General features: G+C 67.2%; 22 protein-coding genes and 2 pseudogenes. 6 read left to right on the forward strand and 18 right to left on the reverse strand.

Features of this window, described 5'->3' with window-relative positions:
* Positions 1-5: 5 nt before the first annotated feature.
* From H7J89_RS25285 to H7J89_RS25305, 5 genes are all read right to left on the reverse strand, one after another.
* The gene (locus H7J89_RS25285; RefSeq protein ID WP_264047843.1) at positions 6-530 is read right to left on the reverse strand and encodes an OsmC family protein; all 525 of its coding nucleotides are present in this window, start codon (positions 528-530) and stop codon (positions 6-8) included.
* Positions 531-693: 163 nt separating this feature from the next.
* On the reverse strand, positions 694-1,977 hold the full coding sequence (gene efeB / locus H7J89_RS25290; RefSeq protein WP_264047845.1) for an iron uptake transporter deferrochelatase/peroxidase subunit: 1,284 nt from the start codon (positions 1,975-1,977) through the stop codon (positions 694-696).
* A gap of 3 nt (positions 1,978-1,980) precedes the next feature.
* A complete protein-coding gene (gene efeO / locus H7J89_RS25295) occupies positions 1,981-3,150 on the reverse strand; it encodes an iron uptake system protein EfeO (RefSeq protein ID WP_308205149.1) in 1,170 nt (389 codons plus the stop codon).
* Positions 3,151-3,193: 43 nt separating this feature from the next.
* Positions 3,194-4,801 carry an iron uptake transporter permease EfeU gene (efeU, locus tag H7J89_RS25300; RefSeq protein WP_264047847.1) on the reverse strand — a complete coding sequence of 536 codons (1,608 nt, stop codon included), beginning with the start codon at positions 4,799-4,801 and terminating at the stop codon, positions 3,194-3,196.
* Between the two features lie 60 nt (positions 4,802-4,861).
* A complete protein-coding gene (locus H7J89_RS25305) occupies positions 4,862-5,695 on the reverse strand; it encodes a DUF3097 family protein (RefSeq protein ID WP_264047849.1) in 834 nt (277 codons plus the stop codon).
* Positions 5,696-5,912: 217 nt separating this feature from the next.
* On the opposite strand from H7J89_RS25305, the gene H7J89_RS25310 reads away from it, so the two are divergent.
* Positions 5,913-6,200: a DUF3349 domain-containing protein gene (locus H7J89_RS25310; protein ID WP_264047851.1), complete on the forward strand. Its 288-nt coding sequence runs from the start codon at positions 5,913-5,915 to the stop codon at positions 6,198-6,200.
* A gap of 22 nt (positions 6,201-6,222) precedes the next feature.
* Here the strand turns inward: H7J89_RS25310 and H7J89_RS25315 are convergent, their stop codons facing one another.
* The 6 genes from H7J89_RS25315 to H7J89_RS25340 are packed head-to-tail and all read right to left on the reverse strand — an operon-like array spanning position 6,223 to position 12,358.
* Positions 6,223-7,200, reverse strand: a complete 978-nt coding sequence (locus H7J89_RS25315; protein WP_372513843.1) for a patatin-like phospholipase family protein — start codon at positions 7,198-7,200, stop codon at positions 6,223-6,225.
* Positions 7,201-7,212: 12 nt separating this feature from the next.
* Positions 7,213-8,283, reverse strand: coding sequence for an ABC transporter ATP-binding protein (locus H7J89_RS25320; RefSeq protein ID WP_264047855.1), 1,071 nt, complete (start codon positions 8,281-8,283; stop codon positions 7,213-7,215).
* Positions 8,284-8,286: 3 nt separating this feature from the next.
* Positions 8,287-9,111, reverse strand: coding sequence for a carbohydrate ABC transporter permease (locus H7J89_RS25325; RefSeq protein WP_369816465.1), 825 nt, complete (start codon positions 9,109-9,111; stop codon positions 8,287-8,289).
* Positions 9,112-9,115: 4 nt separating this feature from the next.
* Complete coding sequence (locus H7J89_RS25330; RefSeq protein WP_264047859.1) at positions 9,116-10,057, reverse strand: carbohydrate ABC transporter permease; 942 nt, start codon at positions 10,055-10,057, stop codon at positions 9,116-9,118.
* The gene (locus H7J89_RS25335; protein ID WP_264047862.1) at positions 10,054-11,376 is read right to left on the reverse strand and encodes an ABC transporter substrate-binding protein; all 1,323 of its coding nucleotides are present in this window, start codon (positions 11,374-11,376) and stop codon (positions 10,054-10,056) included. Before H7J89_RS25335 ends, H7J89_RS25330 begins: the two co-directional genes overlap by 4 nt.
* Positions 11,366-12,358 (reverse strand): sigma-70 family RNA polymerase sigma factor, encoded by a 993-nt coding sequence (locus tag H7J89_RS25340; protein ID WP_264047864.1) that lies wholly within the window; start codon positions 12,356-12,358, stop codon positions 11,366-11,368. The genes H7J89_RS25335 and H7J89_RS25340 overlap by 11 nt, the downstream gene beginning before the upstream one ends.
* Positions 12,359-12,526: 168 nt before the next feature.
* Between H7J89_RS25340 and H7J89_RS25345 the strand changes: the two genes are divergently transcribed.
* Entirely contained in the window at positions 12,527-12,877 is a 351-nt protein-coding gene (locus H7J89_RS25345) for a DoxX family protein (protein WP_264047866.1), read from the forward strand.
* 12 nt (positions 12,878-12,889) lie between these two features.
* Here the strand turns inward: H7J89_RS25345 and H7J89_RS25350 are convergent, their stop codons facing one another.
* Together H7J89_RS25350 and pncA are read right to left on the reverse strand one after the other, a co-directional pair.
* Positions 12,890-13,690: a nuclear transport factor 2 family protein gene (locus H7J89_RS25350; RefSeq protein ID WP_264047867.1), complete on the reverse strand. Its 801-nt coding sequence runs from the start codon at positions 13,688-13,690 to the stop codon at positions 12,890-12,892.
* Positions 13,690-14,250 (reverse strand): pyrazinamidase PncA, encoded by a 561-nt coding sequence (pncA, locus tag H7J89_RS25355; RefSeq protein WP_264047869.1) that lies wholly within the window; start codon positions 14,248-14,250, stop codon positions 13,690-13,692. Before pncA ends, H7J89_RS25350 begins: the two co-directional genes overlap by 1 nt.
* Positions 14,251-14,345: 95 nt before the next feature.
* Here pncA and H7J89_RS25360 point away from each other — a divergent pair, with 95 nt between their 5' ends.
* Positions 14,346-15,377 carry a DoxX family protein gene (locus H7J89_RS25360; RefSeq protein WP_264047871.1) on the forward strand — a complete coding sequence of 344 codons (1,032 nt, stop codon included), beginning with the start codon at positions 14,346-14,348 and terminating at the stop codon, positions 15,375-15,377.
* 4 nt (positions 15,378-15,381) lie between these two features.
* Here H7J89_RS25360 and H7J89_RS25365 read toward each other — a convergent pair whose 3' ends face one another.
* From H7J89_RS25365 to H7J89_RS25375, 3 genes are read right to left on the reverse strand one after another with little or no spacing between them, the layout of a single operon-like run.
* Positions 15,382-15,876: a gluconokinase gene (locus H7J89_RS25365; RefSeq protein WP_264047873.1), complete on the reverse strand. Its 495-nt coding sequence runs from the start codon at positions 15,874-15,876 to the stop codon at positions 15,382-15,384.
* A complete protein-coding gene (locus H7J89_RS25370) occupies positions 15,873-17,879 on the reverse strand; it encodes a DUF7064 domain-containing protein (protein WP_264047875.1) in 2,007 nt (668 codons plus the stop codon). Before H7J89_RS25370 ends, H7J89_RS25365 begins: the two co-directional genes overlap by 4 nt.
* Before the next feature lie 18 nt (positions 17,880-17,897).
* Complete coding sequence (locus H7J89_RS25375) at positions 17,898-19,403, reverse strand: carboxylesterase/lipase family protein (protein ID WP_264047877.1); 1,506 nt, start codon at positions 19,401-19,403, stop codon at positions 17,898-17,900.
* Positions 19,404-19,482: 79 nt separating this feature from the next.
* On the opposite strand from H7J89_RS25375, the gene H7J89_RS25380 reads away from it, so the two are divergent.
* On the forward strand, positions 19,483-20,154 hold the full coding sequence (locus H7J89_RS25380; RefSeq protein ID WP_264047879.1) for a hypothetical protein: 672 nt from the start codon (positions 19,483-19,485) through the stop codon (positions 20,152-20,154).
* Here the strand turns inward: H7J89_RS25380 and H7J89_RS25385 are convergent.
* Both H7J89_RS25385 and H7J89_RS25390 read right to left on the reverse strand, forming a co-directional pair.
* Entirely contained in the window at positions 20,141-21,088 is a 948-nt protein-coding gene (locus tag H7J89_RS25385) for an SDR family NAD(P)-dependent oxidoreductase (RefSeq protein WP_264047903.1), read from the reverse strand. The two genes, H7J89_RS25380 and H7J89_RS25385, sit on opposite strands and share 14 nt — an antisense overlap.
* 8 nt (positions 21,089-21,096) lie before the next feature.
* Positions 21,097-22,263, reverse strand: coding sequence for a cytochrome P450 (locus tag H7J89_RS25390; RefSeq protein ID WP_372513846.1), 1,167 nt, complete (start codon positions 22,261-22,263; stop codon positions 21,097-21,099).
* 135 nt (positions 22,264-22,398) lie between these two features.
* On the opposite strand from H7J89_RS25390, the pseudogene H7J89_RS25980 reads away from it, so the two are divergent.
* A pseudogene (locus tag H7J89_RS25980) lies at positions 22,399-22,527 on the forward strand (transposase); the annotation flags it as partial.
* A gap of 66 nt (positions 22,528-22,593) precedes the next feature.
* Positions 22,594-22,743: pseudogene (locus H7J89_RS25985) on the forward strand (IS3-like element ISTesp3 family transposase); the annotation flags it as partial.

Genomic DNA, 22,743 nt, shown 5'->3' on the forward strand with positions numbered 1-22,743 from the left:
GATGCCTATTCGGTGGACAAAGTCGAGTCGACGCTCACCGGGTTGCGGAACGTGTTCACCACGGGTGACCAGGCGATCGCGTTGTCGTGGATATCCTTGAGTGTCGCGTCGTCGGCGTCTCCGGCCAGCGTCACCTTGCACCGGACCGCGCTGAAGCCCAGCCGCTTTCCCTTGGGTGTGTCACCCACCCCCCACACCGCGGAGATGTCGATGTCGCCCTCCATCTCGACCTCGATCTTGGTCAGTGTCACCCCGCGGTGTGTCGCGTTGGCCAGTAAGCCCACCGACACGCACGACCCCAGCGCCGCCAGCGCGGTTTCGGAGGGATTGGGCGCCGAGTCGTCGCCGAGCAGCGCGGGCGGCTCGCCCACCAGCATCGGCGCCAGGTCGCGGACGTAAGTCATGTTGCGGAACCCGGTCTCGCACACCGTCTTGGCTTTCAGGGTCTTCCTGCCGGTCTCCGGGTTGGTCCTGGCGCTACACGACAGCTTGTCGAGGCCTTCGGCGTCGATGACGAGCGCGTCGGTCATATGACTTCCTCCGTTTTCGCTGATTTTGCGGCTTCACGGAGTTAGTGCCCTGCGACGGCCGATGCGTGACGGCGGGCGGGATTGATTTACGTGGGCGACACGAAACATCACACAGCCGAAACGCCGCGCCGTCCAACGTCGGACGACTCTCGGTGAGATTTGCTTAGCTGAAAAGACTTTGCCCGATGTAGTGGCCCTCGGCGGGCGCCGGCGGCACCGCGAAGATTGCTGAGCCGATGTGGCGGATGTATTCGTTGAGCAGGTCGTGGGCGCCCAACCGGTTCTGCAGGCGGATAAAATCTTGCGGATCTTTTTGGTACGAGATGAACAGCAAGCCGGCGTTGAGTTGGCCGTTGGCGTCGAGTCCGTCGGTGTAGTTGTAGGACCGGCGCCGGATCATGATGCCGTCGTTGTTCTCCCGGGCGGCCAGGCCGACGTGAGACATCGGGTCGATCAGCGGGTTGCCGTCGGCGCCTTTGGCGGTGAAGTCGGGGGTGTCGAATTCGCCTTTGCCGCTCAGCGGCGCCCCCTCTTCTTTGGTGCGGCCGAAGATCCGCTGTTGATTGCCGATGCGGTCGACGTCCCATGTCTCGAGCAGCATCCGGACCTTGCGCACGACTTGATACGTCCCGCCGTTCATCCACGGCTGGTCGCTGTCCGCGACCCAGACGAACCGGGCGTACTCCGCATCCGTTGCGATGTTGCGGGTTCCGTCTTTGAAACCCAGGAGGTTTCGGGGCGTGTGCTGGCCCGGGCCGGCCGATGCTCGTCCGAATCCCAGCACCGCCCAGGACGGCGATACGATGTTGCGGCCCAGCCTGGCCAGGTTTCGCACGGCGTGATAGCAGACCTGGGGGTCGTCGGCGCACGCTTGGACGGACAGATCGCCGCCGCGCAGGCGGGGGTCCAGGTTGTCCCCGTTGAGCGGGGGCAGATCGATGAACAAGGCGGGCCGCCGTGCGGCCAGGCCGAAGCGATCGCCGAACAGCGACGGCCCCAACCCGATGGTGACGGTGAGGCTGGCCGGGCTCAGCCCATACGCCTCCCCGGTATCAACGGGTGGCTGCACCTCGACCTGTGGCTGCACGGTGCCGACGGGTTTTCCCTGCTGCAGGATCGCGGCCGCGGCCGACCAGCGCGCCAGCAGGGTCTGCAACTCGGTGCGGCCAGCGCCGGCGGCCAGCGAGAAGGACATGAACATGGCGTAACGCTGTGGCGGCGTGGCGATTCCGCCCTGATGCACCTGGCCGTAGAACGGATAACTACGCCGCAGGTCGACGTTGTCGTCGTCATCGCCTTTGCGTTCGGCCGCCAGCGCGTAACCCGCGAAGCCTCCACCGGCGGCGCCGACCGCGGTGCCGGTGAGTCCGGCCAGCACGGCACCGCCAAGCATCCGCCGGCGCGAAACCGCTGCGGCTTCGTCGGTTTCGGTCGTGTCGTCGGTCACGAGTCAGCCCGCTGAGACGATTTTTTGCGCGACCGTCGACAGGCTCTGGTGCAGCGGCTGGATGACCGCGGTGAGCTTTGGCGCGTCGCTGGACTTCAGCGCGGGGGTGTAAGTCCGGAAGCCGCCGAGCGCAGACGGGTCACGGTATCCGTCCAAAGTGGCCAGCACCGTGTGGAATTGCTGATCGATCTGGTTGACCAAATTGGCGTCGATCTTCTCCAGGCCCGGCCGCAGCGAAGCGTACGCCTGCTGAGCGCCCTCCACGTTGCCCGAGAAGTCGACGAGATCGATGTGGCTGAAGGCCTCCTCCTCGCCGGTGATCTTGGTGTTCTGGATCTCTTCGATCAGGTCGCTGGCTCCGTTGGCCAGGTCCTCGGGCTTGTACTGCAGGTTGGCGACGATGCCGTTCAATTTGCCTACGTTACCGACCAATTCGCTGCTGAATGACTTGGTGGCGGGGGTGATCGCGCCACCCTGCCACAAGTCGCGCTCGATGGCGTGGAAGCCCTTCCACCCGACTTTGGCGTCGACCGGCGTCGACTCACGCATATCGATCAGATAATCCAGGCTGCCGGCATTGTCGCCGACCGCGAAGCCCGGCAACACGAAGCCCTCCACGGTGGACTCCGAGCGCTCCCAGAACAGCCGGGCCTTGGCGTAAGCGCTCTTCGCGGCGTCGACGTTGCCCGACTGCACGGCGGCGTCGAGTGCCTTCACGCCGTCGTTGAGCTGACTGATCTGGCTGACGATGTAGCCCGCATAGTCCTTGGTGCCCTGGCTGAGGATGGCGGCCACGGTGCCCGTCGGCGCCGCCGGCGCTTTGCCCGTGACGGTCAGGGTTTGGTATTCGGTGCTCGCGCCCGGACAGTAGAGCTGATACGCACCGCCGTCCAAGGTGACCGTGAACGAGACCGGATCCAGGCCGGGCGCAAGATTTTCCTTCTCGCCGACGATCCGCTGGTCCCTGAGCAATTCGACTTCGCTGATCCCGGGCGCATTCGTGTTGGCCACCGTGAAGGTCACCGGCCCCGCGGGCACGCTGGTGTTGTCCAGGGCGCAGCCGTCCTTGCCGCCGGTGCTGGCCATGGTGACCTTGACCGCGTTGGTGCCGCCGGGTTTCTGCGATTCCGCGCGGCTCGTGTTGCCACTCGAGTCGCTACAGGCCGTCGCCAAGGACGCCGCGATTACGACCAAGGCCGTTGTGGCCGGCCAGAACTCAAAGGACCGGTACCTTCGGGCGGTTCGATTCGGTGTCAACCGTCTTCCTTTCCTGTTCGGTCGGCGTGCCGCGTCGCGCCGAGGCTACAGCGCCAAGGACGCCGACCAGCGCAAAACCACCCAGTGCCAGTGGAAGCCACACCTTCCACAGCTGCGCTTCCGCGCGGTTTCGATAACTTCCCGCGATCTGCGCGGCGGCCGACCGGTCCTCGGCACCGGACGTGGACCAGTCCGTCGCCAGCCCGCCAAGACTGACGGTCTTGGCCCCGGTCAGCCCACCGCCGGTCAAAACCGCCGTGCGGTTGCTCGTCGCCTGCGCAGTTAGCACCGAATCGCCTTGCGCAAGCACGGTATACACGGTGGTTGTTGACCACTGACCCTGAAACGGCCCCGGAGTGCGCCCAACCGCGAGACCGACCGGCAGCCGGCCGCCGGTCATGCTCAGCAACTGATCCAGCGTGACTTCCGACGCGCCGTCGGCCCCGGCAGCCTCAGAAGCCTGCCATACCTGTACGGGCAAGCCGTCCACGATTTTGTTGTCCGCCGGGATGAGCAGGATGTTGCGGACGGTCGAGGCCCCCTGCGCGACGACGGCCAGCTCGCGTCCGTGCGGCCCGTTCACCAGCGACACCGTGGCGGTGTGACCGGCGCGATCGCTGACGGTGCGAGTCCGCGCGTCGCCGGAAGAGCCGCCGGTCGGCACCAGCGCAACCAGTGCGGCGGCGGTGAGGAGCAGCAGCATCGAGGCGGCCGCCAACAGGCGCCCCCTGGCCCGCGGCGGGGCGGCAAGGCGAGCGGGCCACAAGAAGATGGCGAGCACGGGTACGGCGTAGAGCAGCCAGCCCACCACCTCGATGACTCGGGGGTCGGCGGGTATCCCGAACATCCCGGCGGTAACCGCGCCGAGCACCGAGTTGCTGGGTAGCCAGGCGGACAGGTCGAACATCCGCCGCTGCCCGATGTTCACCCAGCCGGCCTCGTGTGCGGTGCGCAGCGCCCCCAGCACCAGCCCGGCGGCGATCAACACCAAGAACACCCCGGTGACCCGGAAAAAGCGGGCGATGTTGAGTTTCAATCCGCCGAAGTACAGCGCGACACCCATCGCGACCGCCGCCGCGATCCCGAGCGCACCACCCAGTACGGCGAACCACCGGTTGCCGTGCGACGTCTGGGCGGCCGCCAACAAAAACACCGATGTCTCGAAGCCCTCCTTGAGGACGGCGAGGAAGGCCATCGCGGCCAAGGCGAGCGCACCACCGCGGTTGATCGCGTGGCGGGCATCGCGCTCGAGCTCGCCCTTGACCTGCGCGGCGTTGCCGTTCATCCAGATGATCATCGATGTCACGAACACCACGGCGATGACATTGATGACGGTTTCCATCATCTCCTGCTGCGTCTGCGGCAGGCTCGTCGCGAACAGATTCAGGCCCACCCCGACCGCGACGCTGATCACCACCGCCGAGGCGACGCCGGCAAACATCGGCCGTATCGGCTGGCCGTTTCTTTTCAGGAAGGCACCGACGATGCTCACGATGAGCGCCGCCTCGAGGCCTTCGCGGAGGCCGATGAGAAAGGTGCCGATTAGTACGCCGAATACGCCCTGCATACGCCCGATTTCTGTCCCGCGGGTCGGGATCCGGGCTTAGCCTAGCCTAAGGCCGCTGCGTCACGAGGCCGGCTGCGTCACGAAGTCGATGAGTTCTTCGACCCGGCTGATCAGCGCCGGTTCGAGGTCAGTCCAGTCGCGCACCCGGGACCGAATATGCCGCCAGGCCCTGGCGATGTCCGCCTGGGTGGCGTGGGGCAGGCCGAGCGCCCGGCACGCACCGTGCTTCCACTCGATGTGCCGTGGCACATCCGGCCAGTCCGCCAGGCCGAGCCGCTGGGGTTTCACGGCCTGCCAGATGTCGACGTAGGGATGGCCGACCACCAGGGTGTCGCTGCCGCCCGGCCCTTGCCGCACCGCGTCGGCGATCCTCGCCTCCTTCGAACCGGTGACCAGGTGATCGACGAGCACACCGAGCCGGCGCCCCGGACCGGGTGCGAACTCCGCCACGATCTCCACCAGGTCGTCCACGCCGCCGAGGTGCTCGACGACGACACCCTCGATCCGCAGGTCCTCGCCCCAGACCTGCGCGATCAGTTCGGCGTCGTGCCGCCCCTCGACGTAGATCCGGCTGGCGCGGGCCACCCGGGCACGGGCTCCCGGCACGGCGACCGAGCCGGACGCCGTCCTCGTCGCGGCGGCAGGCGCCGCACGACGCGGCGCGGTGAGGATCACCGGGCGGCCCTCGAGCAAATAGCCAGGGCCCAAAGGGAAGCCGCGCACATGCCCGCGCCGGTCTTCCAGATCGACCCGCCCGTACTCGACCCTTACCACCGCACCGACGTACCCGGTCTGCACATCCTCGACCACGAGGCCCAGTTCGGCTGGGTGCTCGGTCGAGCGGGGCTTGTGCCGGCCTGCGGCAAGGACATCGGTTCCGTAGCGATCAACCACGCGGCAATCCTAGAAAGCCTTGCGGCCAAACGTCGTTACGGCGCGCCCGTCGGCGGAGGTTCGTGGCGAAGATCGCCCCGCCGCCCGCGCAAACACGGGCTTGTAAAAAATACGTTTTAACTGTGTGGCGTTACTCAGCTGATGGCGTTGCCGATGGTACGTTGCTAGTTGTAAGATCTGCCGCTCTTTTCATCGCGGCGGTGAGCGAGGTGGGAATATGGACCTGGCCCTTTGGGTGTCGAGCATCGTGGCTTTCGTGCGGGCCGGCTACCCCGCAGGCATGCCGACAACCGGATATGCGCCCCTGGCGGCCTTGACCCGCCGGCGACTTTGCGACGACGAGATCACCGCCATCGCAAGCAAACTCATGAGGCGCCAATTCTGGCCGATCAGCCCCGTTGATATCGGTGTGGAAATCACCCGTGTCACCAACCAATTGCCGTTGCCGGCCGACGTTGAGCGGGTCGGACATCGCCTCGATGAGATCCGCTGCGCGCGCGGATAAGCCGTGACACGGGATCTGACTCCTACTTAACGCCTTTCGCCGGTCCGCCACACGCCGACAGGTAGTCCGGGTAGCTCCACGTCAGCAGGAACTGTTGGCCCGCCTGGAATCCTCGTTGATACAGGCCGTCACGTTGTTCGGCGGTGATGTTGAAGTCGATCGGGCTGACCTCTTCGGCCGGGACGAAGATGGTGCGCCGGACGGTGCACGGGTCGTCGATGTAGGCGTTGTCCTGATTGCTCACCAGTGTCTCTATCGCCGCGATTCCCAACGAAACTGGTCCGTGCACCGGATGGGTGGGTGGGATGCCGGGACGCGCGGACAGCCGGATCCCGAATGTCGGCCATCGCGGCTCAGCGTCGGGCCGGTCGAACAACTCCACCGGAAAATCGGAGAGCAAGCCGCCGTCGACCCAGGTGGCGTTGCCGACCCGAACGGGTTCGAACACATAGGGGATCGCCGACGAGGCGTGCACGGCGCGGGCGACCGAAAAGTGGTCGGGGTCGATGCCATAGGAAGCGAGGTCCCACGGGATGCGCACCAGCCGGCGCCGGGACAGGTCACTGGCCGTCACCACGAGCGACCACGCGAACCGGTCCGGCTCCTCGCCTGTGCGCAAGTCACCGAACGTCCGCACACCCAAGTCGGCGAGCAGGCCGGCGAGCAGCCGTTCCAAGTAGGCCCCGCGGTAGACACCGTCCGACACCAACAGCGACAATCCCCCGCCGATCAGCGGCACGTGTCCGATCAGACTGCGATCCAGGAACTTCCGATAGTCGATGGAGCGCATGACTTCCGCGAGCCGGCTCAGCGGCTCGCCCGCGACCTGCAGCGCCGCGACCAGCGACGCGACGATCGCACCCGCGCTGCTACCCGCGACGCGGGGAAACCGGTAACCGGCCCCGGACAGCGCGTCGACCGCGCCGACCAGCCCGATCCCCCGGACGCCGCCGCCCTCACACACCAGATCGGCACGGGACGTGCTCATCGTCGCCGCCATAGGCCTACCCCCTCAACAGATTCGTTGGCCGTCGACACCGAAGAAGTGCAGGTGCCCCGGCTCCGGGTGCAGGCGCACCCGGCTGCCCTTTTCCGGAGGCCGGCGCCCATCGGCACGCGCAACAACGGGCTGATCAATGACCTTGCCGGAGCCGGTGATTCGGCCGTAGACGTAGGCATCCGCCCCGAGCTCCTCGACCACGTCGACCTCCATCTCGACACCGAGGCCGCCCAGTTCGAAGTGCTCCGGGCGGACCCCCACGACGACTTCGCCGGCGGCATCGGTGAGCTCGCGGGGTAGCGGGATGTGCCAATCCCCCAGCGACACGGCGGAATCGACGATGGGCAGGGTGAACAGGTTCATGGCCGGCGACCCGATGAAACCCGCGACGAAGACGTTGACCGGATTGCGGTACAGCTCGCGTGGCGCGGCGAACTGCTGCAGCACACCGTCGCACAGGACGGCGACGCGGTCACCCATGGTCATCGCCTCGACCTGGTCGTGGGTGACGTAGACGGTGGTGGTGCCGAGCCGCCGTTGCAGTGCCGCGATCTGGTTGCGGGTTTGCACGCGCAGTTTGGCATCGAGATTCGACAGCGGCTCGTCCATCAGGAAGACCTGCGGCCGGCGGACGATCGCGCGTCCCATCGCCACCCGCTGGCGTTGCCCCCCGGAGAGGTCCTTGGGCTTGCGGTCCAGATAGGGCTGCAGGTCAAGCAGTTTCGCGGCGTCCAGGACCCTGTCGCGGATTTCGGACTTCGGTGTCTTGGCGATCTTCAGGGCGAAGCCCATGTTTTGCGCGACCGTCATGTGCGGGTAGAGCGCATAGTTCTGGAATACCATCGCGACGTCACGGTCCTTGGGATCGACGGTGGTGACGTCGCGGTCGCCGATCCGGATGCGCCCGGAGTCCAGCGATTCCAGCCCCGCCACCATCCGCAGCGAGGTGGTCTTGCCGCATCCGGAGGGACCGACCAGGACGACGAACTCGCCGTCGCCGACGTCCAGGTCGAGGCTGTCCAAGGCCGGCCGGTCGGCTCCGGCGTAACACCGCGTCGCTTGGTCGAAAGTCACTGAGGCCATGGGCTACCCGTTCAGCCCCGACACGGCGATCCCCCTGACGAAGGACCGCTGCGCGATCGCATAGATGATGACCAACGGCAGCATGATGAGCATCGAGGCCGCCATGATGATCGGCCAGCGCGCCACATACTCGCCCCGCATGCGCACCAGGCCGAGCGTCAGCGTGGCCAGGCTGTTGCGCTGGAGCATCAGCAGCGGCCATAGGAAGTCGTTCCAGACGTTGACCCAGGTGAGCACCGCCAGCACCATCACCGCGGGGCGGGCGTGGGGCAACAGGATTCGCCAATAGATCTGCCATGGCGAACAACCGTCGAGTATCGCCGCCTCCTCCAGGTCGGTCGGAAGCGTCCGGAAGAACTGCCGCATCAGGTAGGTACCGAACGCGCTGCCGAACAAGCCCGGCACGATCATCGACCAGGGTGTGTCGACCCACCCGACGGTCCGCATCAAGATGAACTGCGGGATCACGGTCACGGTCAGCGGCACCATCAAGGTGCCAAGGTATAACACGAACAGCGTGTCGCGACCGCGGAATTGCAGTCTGGCGAACGCATATCCGGCCAGCGAGCAGAAGAACACCTGGCCCGCGGTCACGCACCCGGCGTACAGCACGGTGTTGAAGAACATCCGCGCGAACGGCATCAATGAGAACACCTCGGTGTAGTTGGACCACCGCGGGTGCGCCGGTAGGAGCCTTGGCTCGGTGATCTCGCCTTCCCGCTTCAACGAGCCGGACACGGCCCAGGCGATCGGGAACAACCAGCACCAGGCGATGGCGAGCAGCGCGGTGTAGACCACCAGGCTACGAACGACATTGCGCGTGAACACCCGCTCAGCTGAGGCCACGAGAAGTCTCCCAAGACCGTTGCCGAGTGATTCGCAGCTGCACCACGGTCAGCACCAGCAGGATCGCGAACATCACCCACGCCAGCGCGGACGCGTACCCGAATTCCAGGAAGGAGAACGCGTGCTGGAACAGCATGATGCCCAGGACATAGGTGGCGGTTTCGGGGCCGCCGTTCGCACCATTGAGGACGTAGACCATGTCAAAAGCCTGGAACGCGTGGATGATCGAGATGACGCCCACAAATGATATCGACCCACGGATCAGCGGCACCGTGATCGACACGAACTGCCGTATCTCGCCGGCCCCGTCGATTCGCGCCGCCTCGTAGACGGTCTCGGGAACGCCCTGCATCGCCGCGAGCAGGATGACGGTGGCGAACGGCACGCTGCGCCACACGCTGAGGATGCACAGCGAGGCCATCGCCCACCGAGGTTCGACCAGCCACGGGACCGGGCCGACCCCGACCCAGCCCAGCATGATGTTGAGCAACCCGTTGTCGGTGTTGAAGACGAACTGCCAGACGACCGCCATGACGACCGACGAGATGGCCAGCGGCAGGAAGACGATGGTGCGGAAAATGCCGATGCCCTTGACCTTTCGGTTCAGCATGCCGGCCACGACGAGGCTGACGACGATGGTCGGCACGACCGTTCCGAGGGTGAAGACGACGGTGTTGCGAATGGCGATGAGAAAGAGCGGGTCCGAGGTGAACAGCTCTTGGAAATTCTTCAGGCCCACGAACTTTGGCGGCCGAAAGACGTCCCACCGCTGAAAGCTCATGTAGAGCGAGAATCCCAGCGGAAACAGCATGAATACCGCGACGGCGGCCAGATTCGGCGCCACGAAAAAGCGGCCGGCGCGGGCCCGCCGTCGCCAGGGGCCGGCGCCCTTGGCGGGTGTGCGCGTGGCGGCATCGACCGACGTCATGGGTTGCGCAACACCTCGTCGATGGCCGACGACAGACTCGCCAGCGATGTGGCGGGCCGTGATCCACGCAGCACGGGCCCGAAGCTGCGGTCCATCAAGGCGACGATCTTCTCCCATGACGGGGTGACGGGCAGCCCTTCGGAGTATGCGGGTCCTTGGGTGAGGACGGCGAGGTTGTCGACGTTCTGGTGGGCCTTGGCGAAGCCGGCCGAGTCGAGCGCCGACTGCAACACCGGCACAAAGAGGCTGGATTCACCGATCAACGCCTGCCCGACGGGCCCGGTCGCGAATTTCACGAATTCCCATGCCTGCTCCTTGCGTTGACTGCTGGCGGAGATGGCCAATCCGGTGGAACCGATGTCCGAATGGGCGGGCTGGCCCTGCCGGCGCGGCCCCACCGGCAACGAGGTGACGTCGAAGTCCAGGCCCTCGGCCCGGATGAAGGTCTGGTAGCGCCAGTGGCCGCCCATCGCCATCGCCGCCCTGCCCGCCGCGAACAGGTCGGGCGTGGACATCGATTGCACCTCGGACGCATTGGGCGCGACCTTGTGCTTGTTGGCCAGGTCGGCATAGAACTGCACCGCCTCGATGAAGGCGTCGTTGTCGAAGTTGAAGTGGGTCGGGTTTTTGAGCGGGGTGGACCACGGCACCCCATTGTTCATGGCGAACAGCCCGGCCGAATAGTAGGAGAACCACATGTTCACGAAGCCCCACTGGGTCACCCGCCCGGAGCGATCCCGCCTGGTGAGTGCGGTGGCGGTGTTCAAGAAGTCGGCGAAATTCCACGGGTTTTGCCACGTTTTGGGCGGGGGCGGCAACCCGGACTCGGCGAAGAGCCGCTTGTTGTAGAACAGGTAGTTTCCGGACCATTGCTCCGGAAGTGCGTATTGGCCTCCGCTGAACGTGAAGCTGTCGTAGAGCGCCCCGATGCCGTCCGATTTCAGCTCGGCGGCGAAGGCCTGGTCGCGGGACAGCATGGTGTTGAGGTCGAGCAGCACGCCACGGGCGGCCAACTCGGAGTAGGTGAGGTCCCACGCCATCAACACATCCGGGCATTTTCCGCCGGCGCAGAACGTCGACAGCTGCTGCATCACGCCCGGGGCCGAAAGCACCGGGCGGACCTTGATATCGGGGTGGCGGCGCGCGAACTCGTCGACGATGCGGATCCTGGCATCGCGTTCGTCGGGGTTGGCCGCGAAGAAGAACGTCAAGGCGTCTTCTTCGGGTGCGCAGCCGGCGGCCCACGGCGCCAGGGATGCCGCGGTGAGCGCGCCGGCACCGCGCAGCAGCCCGCGCCGTCCGAACGGCTTATCGAGCATGGTGCTCCCGTTCTCGCCCGGTTGCCGGCAGCCCGGCCGGCGGTTTCTCCTGTCCTTGGTACCCGATGCGGCCGTGGTGTTGCTGGATCGGCCAACTCGGGAGGGTCAGCGCGGCCCGGCGAATGCGGCCGGCGTCCCCGGTGATGTCGATCGCGTGGATGCGGTCATCGGTTCCGACGGCGATCAGCAGCAGCGCCTCGGCGTGTCCGTTGGGCGCGATCGCAATCCCCGGAGCCCCATCGATGAGCACGACCGCGCCGGCCCGGGCCCGCAGAGCGAATCGACGGGTCTCCTCCGCGACCCGCCCGGCGCCGCGCAGCTCGGTAGGCACGTCGCCGGGGACCAGTGTCCGATCGACCCTGCGCACCACGTCCGGGGCCAGCAGTGCGAGCAGACCGGTGATATCACCGCCGCGGGACGCGGCGAGAAACGCCTCGACGACCTCGAGGTGCTTCGCCATGCGCTCGGGCTCGCCGCCCGGGTGGGCCACCCGCGCACGCGCCCGGCTTGCCAGCTTCTTCGCGGCTTCCGGCGACCGGTCCAGCAGACCGGCGATTCTCTCGAACGGCACGGCGAACACGTCATGCAGGACGAACGCGACGCGTTGCGCCGGTGAGAGCCGGTCGAGCACCACGAGCAGCGCGCCGCTCACCGACTCGGTCAAGAGCGCTTCCTCGTCCGCCGGCGGCGACGCCGTCGCAGCGATCCGATCCAGTTCGTCGGGAGTGGCGAGCGGTTGTTCCGCACGTCGCTTGCGTGCCCGGAGCTGGTCGACGGCCTCGCGGGCGGTGATCGTGGTGAACCAGCCGGTGAGGTTGTCGACCGCGGCGAAATCCGCACGGCTGGCCTTCAGCCACGCCGCCTGAACCGCGTCGTCGGCATCGGCCGCCGATCCCAGCAGCTGTAACGCGACCGACCGCAGATGTCGCCGGTCCGCGTCGAAACGCTGGGCAAGATCCGTCAGATTTTTCGGGGCGCTCATGGGTCACCTTTTCCGCACAGGAGCCGTCAAGAAGATGACTGCGTCCATCAAGCTCTCTGTTGCAAAGGAGGCCAGCACCATGACCTTATCGATTGTGCGCCGTAGCGCTTGCGGCGACCATCCGGCTCGCCGCCGCAAAAACGGCTGTCTGACAAGGGTTTGCCGCAGATGAACACCGCATACGTTGCGATCACGCTGGTTACCGCCGCCATCACCGCCGGGATCGCCGTGGCCGATCTCATCCCGGCGGGTTTCGTCCTGGCGAACTCCGCCGAAGTCGGGGTGCCGCGTTCGTGGTTGCCGGCGCTGGGGGTGGTCAAGCTGGCCGGAGCGGCGGGGTTGATCGTGGGCCTGGCGGGCCTCCCCGCCTTGGGAATCGCTGCCGCGACCGGCCTGGTGCTGTTCTTTGTCGGCGCAGTCGTGACCCACCTGCGGGCCCGCGTCCTGCACAACATCGCGTTTCCCGGCGCGTACCTGTGCATGTCGGTGGCATCGCTGGCGTCGATGGTGCTGCGATGACCGGGGTCGCGATCAGCCGGGAAAGTACCGGATCCGGTTGATGGCGTCGCCCCGCCAGGCCATGTCGGCGAACAGTATTCCCCGCCCACGGCCGGAGTGGACCGACATCGTCACAGTGGGGCCCGCGCCGATCATCTTGGTCGAACCGCCGCCGCCCAGCCGCTCGACGAGTTCAGCGAGGTCGAGGGCGTCATGGTCGCCGAGAGTGATTGTGGCGCCGGGTGATAACGCACGCGACGCCGCGAGGAGATCCTGCCGCGCGGCGGCACCGAGGAATGCCTCGGCGAGCTTCTTGTGCCGCGCGCCCACCCGCCGGAACCCGGTCATGAAGCCGGTCGTGCCGCGCAACCGCTGATTGCTCAACAACCCCCGAGACAGTTGCAGCGCGGGTCCGACCGCGCCTGATCCGGTTCGCAGAAACTGCAGCATCATCGCGGGCAGTTCCCAGTAAGCCCGCAGTTCGCCAATGCGCCACTCGCCGTTGGTGTCTCGCAGGTCGTAGCGCAGGAACGCGGGGATGTACATCGTGATCGCCGAGCCCATCGCAACCTCGAGCTCGACGTCGCGCAGCACCACGGTGTCGAGGACGATGTCGAGGTCGCGGCGGAATTTGATGTCGCGCGGACCGATGAAGGTGTCATAAAAGCGGCCGATCTGCTCCTGCCCGAGATGCGGCCGCGACCCGACCGGGTCCTCGACGCGGCCGTCGTCGGTGAACAACGCCACCCACCCGGCGCGGTCGTGCGCGGCGGCCGCCCGCGGCGAGCGCTCGACGACGGCCAGGAGATGCTCCCGATCCGGCGCGACCCCCATCACGGACCCCCGACCACTTCGACGCCCGTGGCCCGCATCTCTTGAAGCGCCTCCGCGGCCGAGTCCGGCGAGACGGCCGCCGTCAGGTTCACCAGCACCCGGGTGGACAGGCCCGCCCGCGCGGCGTCCTCGGCGGTGCGCCGGACGCACTGATCGGTGGCGATACCGACCACATCGACCTCGTCGACCCCACGCTCCCGCAACCAGTCCAACAGCGGGGTCCCGTCCCGGTCCACGCCCTCGAAACCGCTGTATGCCGCGGCAAAGGCGCCCTTGCGGAAGACTGCCTCGATCCGGCTGGTGTCGAGGTCGGGCCGCAGCTCCGCACCGGCACTTCCGGCGATGCAGTGCGGTGGCCACGACGATGAATAGTCCGGTCGGTCGGAGAAATGGTCTCCCGGCTGGACATGGAAATCCTGGGTTGCTACGACGTGCCGGTAGCCCGGCTCGCCGGCGAGGTGGTCGTTGATGGCGGGCGCCACGGCGGCACCGCCGGTCACCGGCAGCGAGCCATCTTCGCAGAAATCGTTTTGCACGTCGACAATGATCAACGCCCTCACGCGTTTCACCCTATCGGCGTCGCCCGCCACGGCGCTTCAGCTGGGCGTATGGGTGGGACGGTTTGTTCGCCAACCAGTCGGGTAATCCACCGGCCATGTTGATCCGGAGAATCGCGCGCCCGTTGCTTTCAGTGGCTTTCATCGGCCAAGGAGTCAATTCCCTGCTGAACCCCAAATCGGCGGCCGCGGCCGCCGCCCCCGCGGTGGATGGTTTGCAGGCGCTGCCGAATTCGGTGAGCGGCAACATTCCGAGTGACCCCGAGACGGTCGCACAAATCACTGCGGCCGTTCAGATCGGTGGCGGCCTGCTGCTGGCCACCGGCAAGCTGCCGCGCGTCGCCTCGGCCGCCCTCGCGTTCACGGTGCTGCCGGCCAACCTCGGGGCGCACTCGTTCTGGAACGAGAGCGATCCGGAGGCGAAAGCGCAGAAGCGCCAGCAGTTCCTCACCGACCTCAGCCTGGTGGGTGGGTTGCTCATCGCGTCCGCCGACACGGCGGGCAAGCCGTCGCTCGGGTGGCGCGGCCGCCGGGCGGCCGAGCGGCTCTCCGAGCGAGTGTCTTCGGCGCTGCCCGGCTCCGACGACGCCCACTTCGATACCGACTTTTCGGAGTTGGGCGAAAAGATCGTGCACGGCCTGCAGATCGGCGCCGAACGCGGTCGCGAACTGGCCAGCACGGCGGCCGAACGGGGCGCGCCGTACGCGGAGGCCGCGCTGGAACGCGGTCGCGAATTCGCCAGCACGGCCGCCGAACGGAGCAAGCCGCTGGCCCAGAAGGCCCGCAAACGGGGCGAGGAGCTGGCCGACGAGGCGGCCGAGCGAGCCGCGCCGTTGGCGAAGAAGGCGCGCAAGCGCGGTGAAGAACTCGCCGACGAAGCCGCCGACTGGGCGGCGCCGCTGGCGAAGAAGGCCCGCAAGCGCAGCGAGAAGTTGGCCAAGAAGGCACGCAAGCGCGGTGAGGACCTGGCGAGCACGGCATTGGATCGCGGCGAGGACCTCGCCGACACCGCTCGCGCGCGCGGCATCTACCTCGCCGACACGGCCCGGGCTCGGGGCGGCTACCTGGCCGACACCGCGCGCGAACGACTCGGCGAGCAGGTCAAGACGGGTCGCCGGAAGCTTTCCTGAGAGCTCACGCGTCGCCGTGCAGATAGGCCTCGACGATCGCACCGACGCCGGGGCCGACATCAACGGTCGCGCCGGCCTCGTCGGGGTCGAGCGGCTCGAGGGCGTCGAATTGGGACCGGAGCAGCGCGGCCGGCATGAAATGACCGGTCCTGGCGGCCAGCCGGCCGCTGATGAGTGCCGGTGAACCGGCGAGGTGCAGGAATTCGACCTGCGGGCAGTGCGTGCGCAACTGGTCGCGGTATCTGCGCTTGAGCGCCGAACAGCTCACCACGCCTCCGTCGCGGTGGCCGGCCAGCCACTCCCCGACCTCGTCCAGCCAGGGGTAGCGGTCGTCGTCGTCGAGCGGTTCACCGGCCGCCATCTTGGCGATGTTGGCCGGCGGGTGCAGGGAATCGGCGTCCACGAAGGGCACCCGCATGCGTCGCGCGAGCGCCGCTCCGACGGTCGACTTGCCCGATCCGGAAACACCCATCACCACGATGGGGGCCCGTCCGCTCACTCGGACGCGAGGTTGCGGTTCCATTCCAGCCAGCCGACGCCGTTACGTCCGTCGGCCGTCTGGACGGTCGCCCAGGCCCGCGGGAACTGGCTCACCCGACCGTCCGCGGCGATCAGACGCACCGGCGCCTGGCCGCGGACCTCGACGTCCGCGGTGATCTCACCGGGGCTGAGCGCCAAGGTGGCTTCCAACGGTAATCCGTTGGCGCCGAACGACTCTCGTGAATCCACCGTTTGCAGCTCGGTGACCGTTCCCCGCGCGTCCTGGGAGTAGCCGATGCTGAACGCCGGCGCGCCGGGGATCCGGATGTTGACGCCGTGCAGATGGGTGCCGTCGTCCAGGTGCAGCGCGCTCCAAATCCAGTCCATGCTCCACCAGTCACGCACACCCCACGAGTGATCGCGCTGGCCGGGGACCGACTCGACACGGTAGCCGGCGTCATCGATGGTGACGGTGCCCGAGACCCGGCACGGGATCTCGTAGCGCGTCGTCAACCGGTACTTGTACGGGACGCCGTCGGTGTCCCACACCAGGCTCATCGTCATTTCGACGGGGGTGCCGGGCTCCCCGCGCAACAACGCCGACGGATCGGGATAAGCCTGAGCGCGCGCCTGCAGGTCGACGCGGTAAGTCTGCAGCGGGGTGGTCGCGGAGTGGCCGAGCTCGAAGGATTCGGTGCGCACGTCCCACGGGTCCGCCGGCAGCGGTACTTGCGCGTCGACGGCCACGGTAGGCATGCCGGGCCCGCAGAGCAGCGCGTGCACCCACGCCTTGTCCTCGTTGGCGATCAGGCCGAGGCGGAACCAGCCGCCCAATCCCTGTGCCGCATCTGCGAAGTCGGCGTACCAGCTCTCGCTCCACAGCGGTTCGGCGGTCGGCGCGTGCGCGCCTTCGTCCTCCTCCGTGGGCCGCAGGGGTCCGGGCGTCTGCGCGGCGGGCAGTGTCGCGAGCGCGTCGGTGTCGAGCACGTGATCACAGTGCCGTTGCAGCATCGTCATGAACATCCGGTCGCCGCGCTCGGTGCGTTCCACCAGCATCGAGGAGACGATCGCCATCATCACACCGAAAAAGCTCTGCCTGCGAACACCTTCGGCGACGTCGGCGAACGACAGGGGCGCCGCGGGCCCCAGCGCCTCGTGGTAGGCCAGCAACAACGCGTCGTACTGTTCCCGGCGATCCGGCGTCGGCAGCGCGCAGCCGAGAAAGTAGGACAGGTCGGTCAGCGCCGGACCCCAGGAAACCGTCTGCCAATCGACGACCGTCAGCGGGCGGTCGGCTTCGGCGGTGCCGAACAACAGGTTGTCCAGGCGGTAGTCACCGTGCATCAGCCCACAGATCCGGTCGGGCGCCGACTCGGCGGCCAGGTAGCCGTCGAAGGACGCGACCAGGCGTTCGCACACCAGGCGGTGCTCCGGCGCGATCTGGTCGCCATAGCGGTCGATGAACCCGGCGTACAGGGGGGCGATCATCGCCTGGTTGAGCGGCGATTCCCGGTTCAGCCACGGGGCTTCGGCCAACGTGGTGTCGCCGAGCAGCGGCCCGTGCAGCCGCCCGAGCTCGACGACACACAGGTGCGCCTGTTCGGCTGTCGCGCCGGCGATTTCGTCCCCGACGGTGGCCGGCCCGGCATCACCCAGCAACAGATCGAACGCGCCCGTCGAGGCATCGACGGCGGCGTGGTAGCAGGGCGCTATCGGCCCGCCCAGGCGTGGCGCGATGTCACCGTAGAAGCGCACCTCCCGCTCGTACAGGCCGAGGGCAAGCCCGGTTTGCCGGCTCACCGGGTCGGTGGCCGCCACCTTCAGCACTACCGACTCGGGCCTGCCGGAGGCCGCCGCGGCATCGGCGTAGCTGAGCCGGATGCGGTAGCACTCGCTCATCTGCCCCGTGCCGATGCGCTCGACCGAGAAATCGGCGATGGGCCCGGCGCCGATCGCTGTTTCCAGCCATGCGGCGGTGAGGTCGCCGGGCCGTTCGATGACTTCTGCGATGTCGGCATGCATGAGGGTCAGCGTGCCAGGTCACTGGGCCAGGGAGAAGCCATCCCAGGCAATCCGGCGGTGCGGATGTGGATCGAACTCGACGCGGCTCTTGCGGTCGAAGACCATGACGGCACGGTCGGCGGTCGTGTAGGTGGGCCAGTCGTCGCCCGGGGCACCGTGGCGGCTGAAGGACCGCCAGCGCCGCTGCACCTGGTTACTGACCCGTAGCGCGGCGCGCCGATCGGCCGCGGCGGTCAGCAGCGCGCCGAATCGGGTGCGATAGACGTCGAAGACGGCCAGCAACTCGGTGGCATGGGTGGCACCCAGCCCCGACCAGCGCAGCGTGCGGGGGGCGTAGTCGTACCGGTAGAGATAGGTGGGCGCGTGCGCGCTGTGGGCCTCTGCGATCTGCCAGGCCGCCGAACCGAAGGCGAAGTCGCCGCCGAGCTGGATGCATGCCGACGGCGCGGGGTAGTCCGGATACGCGGACGTAATGCGTTCGCGCGCAGCCGGTTCCGTGTCAGCCAGCAGTTCCTCGATCATCGTTTGATTGGTCGGCAGCATTTTGAGGAAACGGGTGAACAGGCGCCCCTCTTCGGCGTTGGTACCCACGATCAGCGGCACCCGGTGCGCGTGCCCTCCACGCATCGCCTCGACCGGATCGATGGGCACGACGTCGTCGCCGGCGACCGGGCCGATCGGAAAGGCGCCCAGCCGGTCCTCCATGCCCTGGTCGATCAGCCGGTGCTGGGCGTCGACCAGTTGCGCCGGCGACGCCTGCATCAGCACCTCGGCGGCGTCCTGCGGGCGCGCGCCCAGCAGCGCGGCGAAGCGTGTCGCGAATTCCGCGGCGGTCTCCTGCGACCGGACCATGCCGGCGGCCGGACTTTCCGAAATGGCCCGCGCGAACAGCCCTTCGGCGGCCGGAACCGCCAACAGGGTGGCGGTGATGTGCGCGCCCGCGCTCTCCCCGAAGATGGTGACGTTGTCCGGGTCGCCGCCGAACGCGGAGATGTTGTCTTTCACCCAGCGCAACGCCATCACGAGGTCGCGCAGGAACAAGTTGCTGTCGATGGTGATGTCAGAGGTCGAAAGGGACGACAGGTCCAGGCATCCCAACGCGCCCAGCCGGTAGTTCACCGATACGTACACGCACCCACGGCGCGCCAATGCGGCACCGTCGTACAGCGGCGTGGCCGAGCTGCCCAGAATGTAGCCACCGCCGTGAATGAAGACCATGACGGGCAGCGGCTCCTCGGCGGGGCTCTCGGGGGTGACGACGTTGAGGGTGAGGCAGTCCTCCCCCATCGGCTGGTAGCGGCCGACTCCGAGCATGGTGTAGCGGCGCTGCTGGGGCGCGCAGTTGGCGAAGCCGTGGCAGTGCCGCACCCCCGACCACGGTTGCGCCGGTCGGGGCGCCCGCAATCGCAACGACCCGACCGGCGGCCGGGCGTACGGGATGGATCGCCAGCGGTGGACGCCGTCGCGGGTGAAGCCTTCCACGGTGCCGATGCTCGTGCGTGCGCGGACGGTGCGCTGATGCATAACCCGACGTTAGCCGACATGACGGGCGTAACGCGCGCGCAGCGCCTTAATTGCGGGCATCGCGGTTTAGCCTGGCTAGATGCGGATCGCCGCGCTGCTGGCAGCGTCGTTACTGATCGCCGGGTGCTCTCACACCGTCGGCGGCCAGTCCCAGCAAACTCAGACGTCGACGACCGCCGCATCCACTCCACCTGGCAGCAAACCCCCGGGCCCCTCTACCGCGCCGGCGACCGGAGCCGCGATCCCCGACGTCATCGCGTGGATCGAGGCCGGCCATCCCGCGGACCCCGGTCGCTATCACAACGCGATTCGCGACGGTGCGACCACGCCACTCGGCAACGACATCGCGTTCACGGCCGCCGCCGGCAAAGCGTCGTGCACGACCGATTCCAAACACACGGGTGCCACCCTGCTCTGCCTGGTGGGCCTGGCCAACCCGCCACCCGCTCCCCCGACGTCCTACGGCGACTGGCAGGGCGGTTGGGTGACCTTCGACGGCGTCAACCTGCAGGTGGGCGCTTCGCGCGCCGATCCCGGCCCGTTCATCAACGGCAATGGTCCGGAACTGGCGAACGGTGACTCGCTGTCGTTCGGCGACTATCGTTGCCGCGCCGATCAAACCGGACTGTACTGCGTGAATTACGCCCACCAGTCGGCCGCCCGATTGAGCCCGACGGGCAGCCAGCCGTACGGCTGCCTACGGCCGGCGCCCGCGCCGGATGGCGTCGGCACGGCGTTCAGCTGTTCGTGATGGTCGCGAACAGCTCGGCCATCTCGTCGGCGGGCCCACCGGGGACCGTGTAGCCGGCTTCGTCGCGGATCTCATCGAGATGGTCGCGCACATCCTCGATCGACAGGTCGGGGTCATAGAAACCCCTTGTCCTGCCGATGAAGAAGCGCGCGACCTGCCCGGCACCGGCCGTGTAGATCTCTCCGGAAACGGGGCAGTCCCGGTGCGTCAGGAAGGCCGCCACCGGCGCGACCTGCGCCGGGTCCAGTCGTTGAAGGTATCGGCCCGCAAGGTCGTCCAATACCGCCCGTGCCGCCGGGTCATCCTGCGGGCCGGCGCCGTCGAGCGAGTGCGTCAGCATCCGGGTGTAGGCGATCGGCGCGATGGCGTTGACCTTGATGCCGTGCTCGGCCCCCTCGGCGGCCAGCACGCGGGTAAAACCGACCAGCCCGGTCTTCGCCGCGCCGTAGTTGCTCATGCGTTCGGCGCCGAGGATTCCGGCGGCCGAGCAGGTGTTGAGTACGCGGCCGTAGCGCTGCTCCCGCATGACTTTCCAGGCTGGCCTGGTGACGTAGAACGCGCCCTTCAGGTGTACCCCGAGGAGAGGTTCGAGCCGATCCGCGGTCATGTCTTCGAACGGCGCGTCGCCGACGATGCCCGCGTTGTTGATCAGGATGTCCACGCGCCCCCACGTGCTCAGCGCCGTGTCGATAATCGCCTCTGCACCTTCGGGACTCGTCACGCTGTTGGTATCAGCGACAGCTTCGCCGCCCCGTTCGCGGATCTCGGTTGCGGTGACCCTCGCGGCCTCGATGTTGGAGCCGTTGCCGGTCACGGACCCACCGGTGTCGTTGACGACGATGCGCGCACCGCGAGAGGCCAGCAGCAGCGCGTACCGCCTGCCCAGACCGCCACCGGCGCCGGTGATCACGGCGACCTGATCGTCGAATCGCATGGTCGTCGTCACCAGGCGACCGGAAGTTCTTTCATGCCATAGATGTTGGCCTCTTTGAACCTCAATTGCTCCGGTGGCACCGCCAATTTGAGCCCGGGCAGTCGGCGCGCCAGCGTAGCGAACGCGACCTGCATCTCGACGCGGGCCAGGTTCGCTCCAATACATTGGTGCACGCCGTATCCGAAGCCTAAGTGACCGCGAACGTTTCGGCCTGGGTCGAAGGATTGGGGATTGTCGACGAATTCGGCGTCCCAGTTCCCGGCGAGTAGGCTCATCATGACGTACTCCCCGGCGCGAATCAGCTGACCGCCGATCATCAGGTCTTCGGTCGCCACGCGATCGACCTGGCTGTGCACGATGCTGAGGTAGCGCATCAGTTCTTCGACGATATTCGCGATGACGGCGGGGTCGTCGGTTTGGCCGAGTCGCGCGAACACCTCGGGATGTTCCAGCAGCGCAACCGTTCCCAACGCGATCATGTTGGCGGTGGTTTCGTGGCCGGCCTGCATCATGATCACGCTGTTCATGGCCGTGGTGGTGTGGTCCAGCTGGCCCGTCGCCACGTATTCGGTCAGCAGGCGGCTGATCAAGTCGTCGCCGGGTTCGCGCGCTTTGCGTTCCACCAACTCTTCGATGTAGGCGTACATCGCCCCGAACGCCCGGCCCTTTTCCTCGTCGGTGGATTTCTGGTCAAGCCCCTTCGTCGTATTGTGCTGGAAGATTTCGAGGTCTTCTGGCGGCACCCCCAACAACAATGCGATCACCATTGACGGCACGGGCAAGGCGAATTCACGCACCAGATCGCCCGGCGCACCGTTGGCGATCATCTGGCCGAGGTAATGGTCGACCATTTCCTGAATGTGCGGCCGCATCGATTCGCAACGCCTGAAGGTGAAGTTGCTCGTCATCATGCGCCGCAATCGGTGATGCTCGGGATCATCGGTACGCGCGAACATGACCGCGACCTTGTTGTCGGCGTCCGTCGGAAGGATCGAATCCGGAATGGTCTTCGCGGACAGGCGCGGGTCGACCAGCGCCGCCCTGATGTCGTGGTAGCGGCTGACCACCCAGACCGGGTTGCCCTGAAACATCGCCCGTCGCAGGCCGGGCTGTTGGGTCCTGACCCCAGGTGTTGGACACGCTGAATCCCGCAAGATTGGCGGGGGAAGCGAGATGATCGACACCGATGGCAAGGAAAAATTATCCCGACGAGTTCAAGCGGGACGCGGTGGCGTTGTGGGTCCTGACCCCAGGTGTTGGACACGCTGAATCCCGCAAGATTGGCGGGGGAAGCGAGATGATCGACACCGATGGCAAGGAAAAATTATCCCGACGAGTTCAAGCGGGACGCGGTGGCGTTGTACCGAGACACTGAGGGCGCGACGATCACCCAGATCGCCGACGAACTCGGCATCAGTGGGGTGACGCTGTCGGCCTGGTGCAAGGCCGCTGGGGTGCCGATTCGGCACCGCAACCCCACCACTGGTGCCGCACCAGTATCGGGCGCGGAAACCCCTGACCAGGAGCTGGCCCGGCTACGTGCCGAAGTAGGGCAGCTACGTGCGGACAAGACCCGGTTGTCCACCGAGCGCGACATTCTGCGGTCGGCGGCCAAATATTTCGCCGGGGAGACGAACTGGTGAGCCGCTTCCAGT

Origin of the sequence: Mycobacterium paraffinicum (assembly GCF_025822865.1) — a bacterium.
Lineage (GTDB): Bacteria > Actinomycetota > Actinomycetes > Mycobacteriales > Mycobacteriaceae > Mycobacterium > Mycobacterium paraffinicum.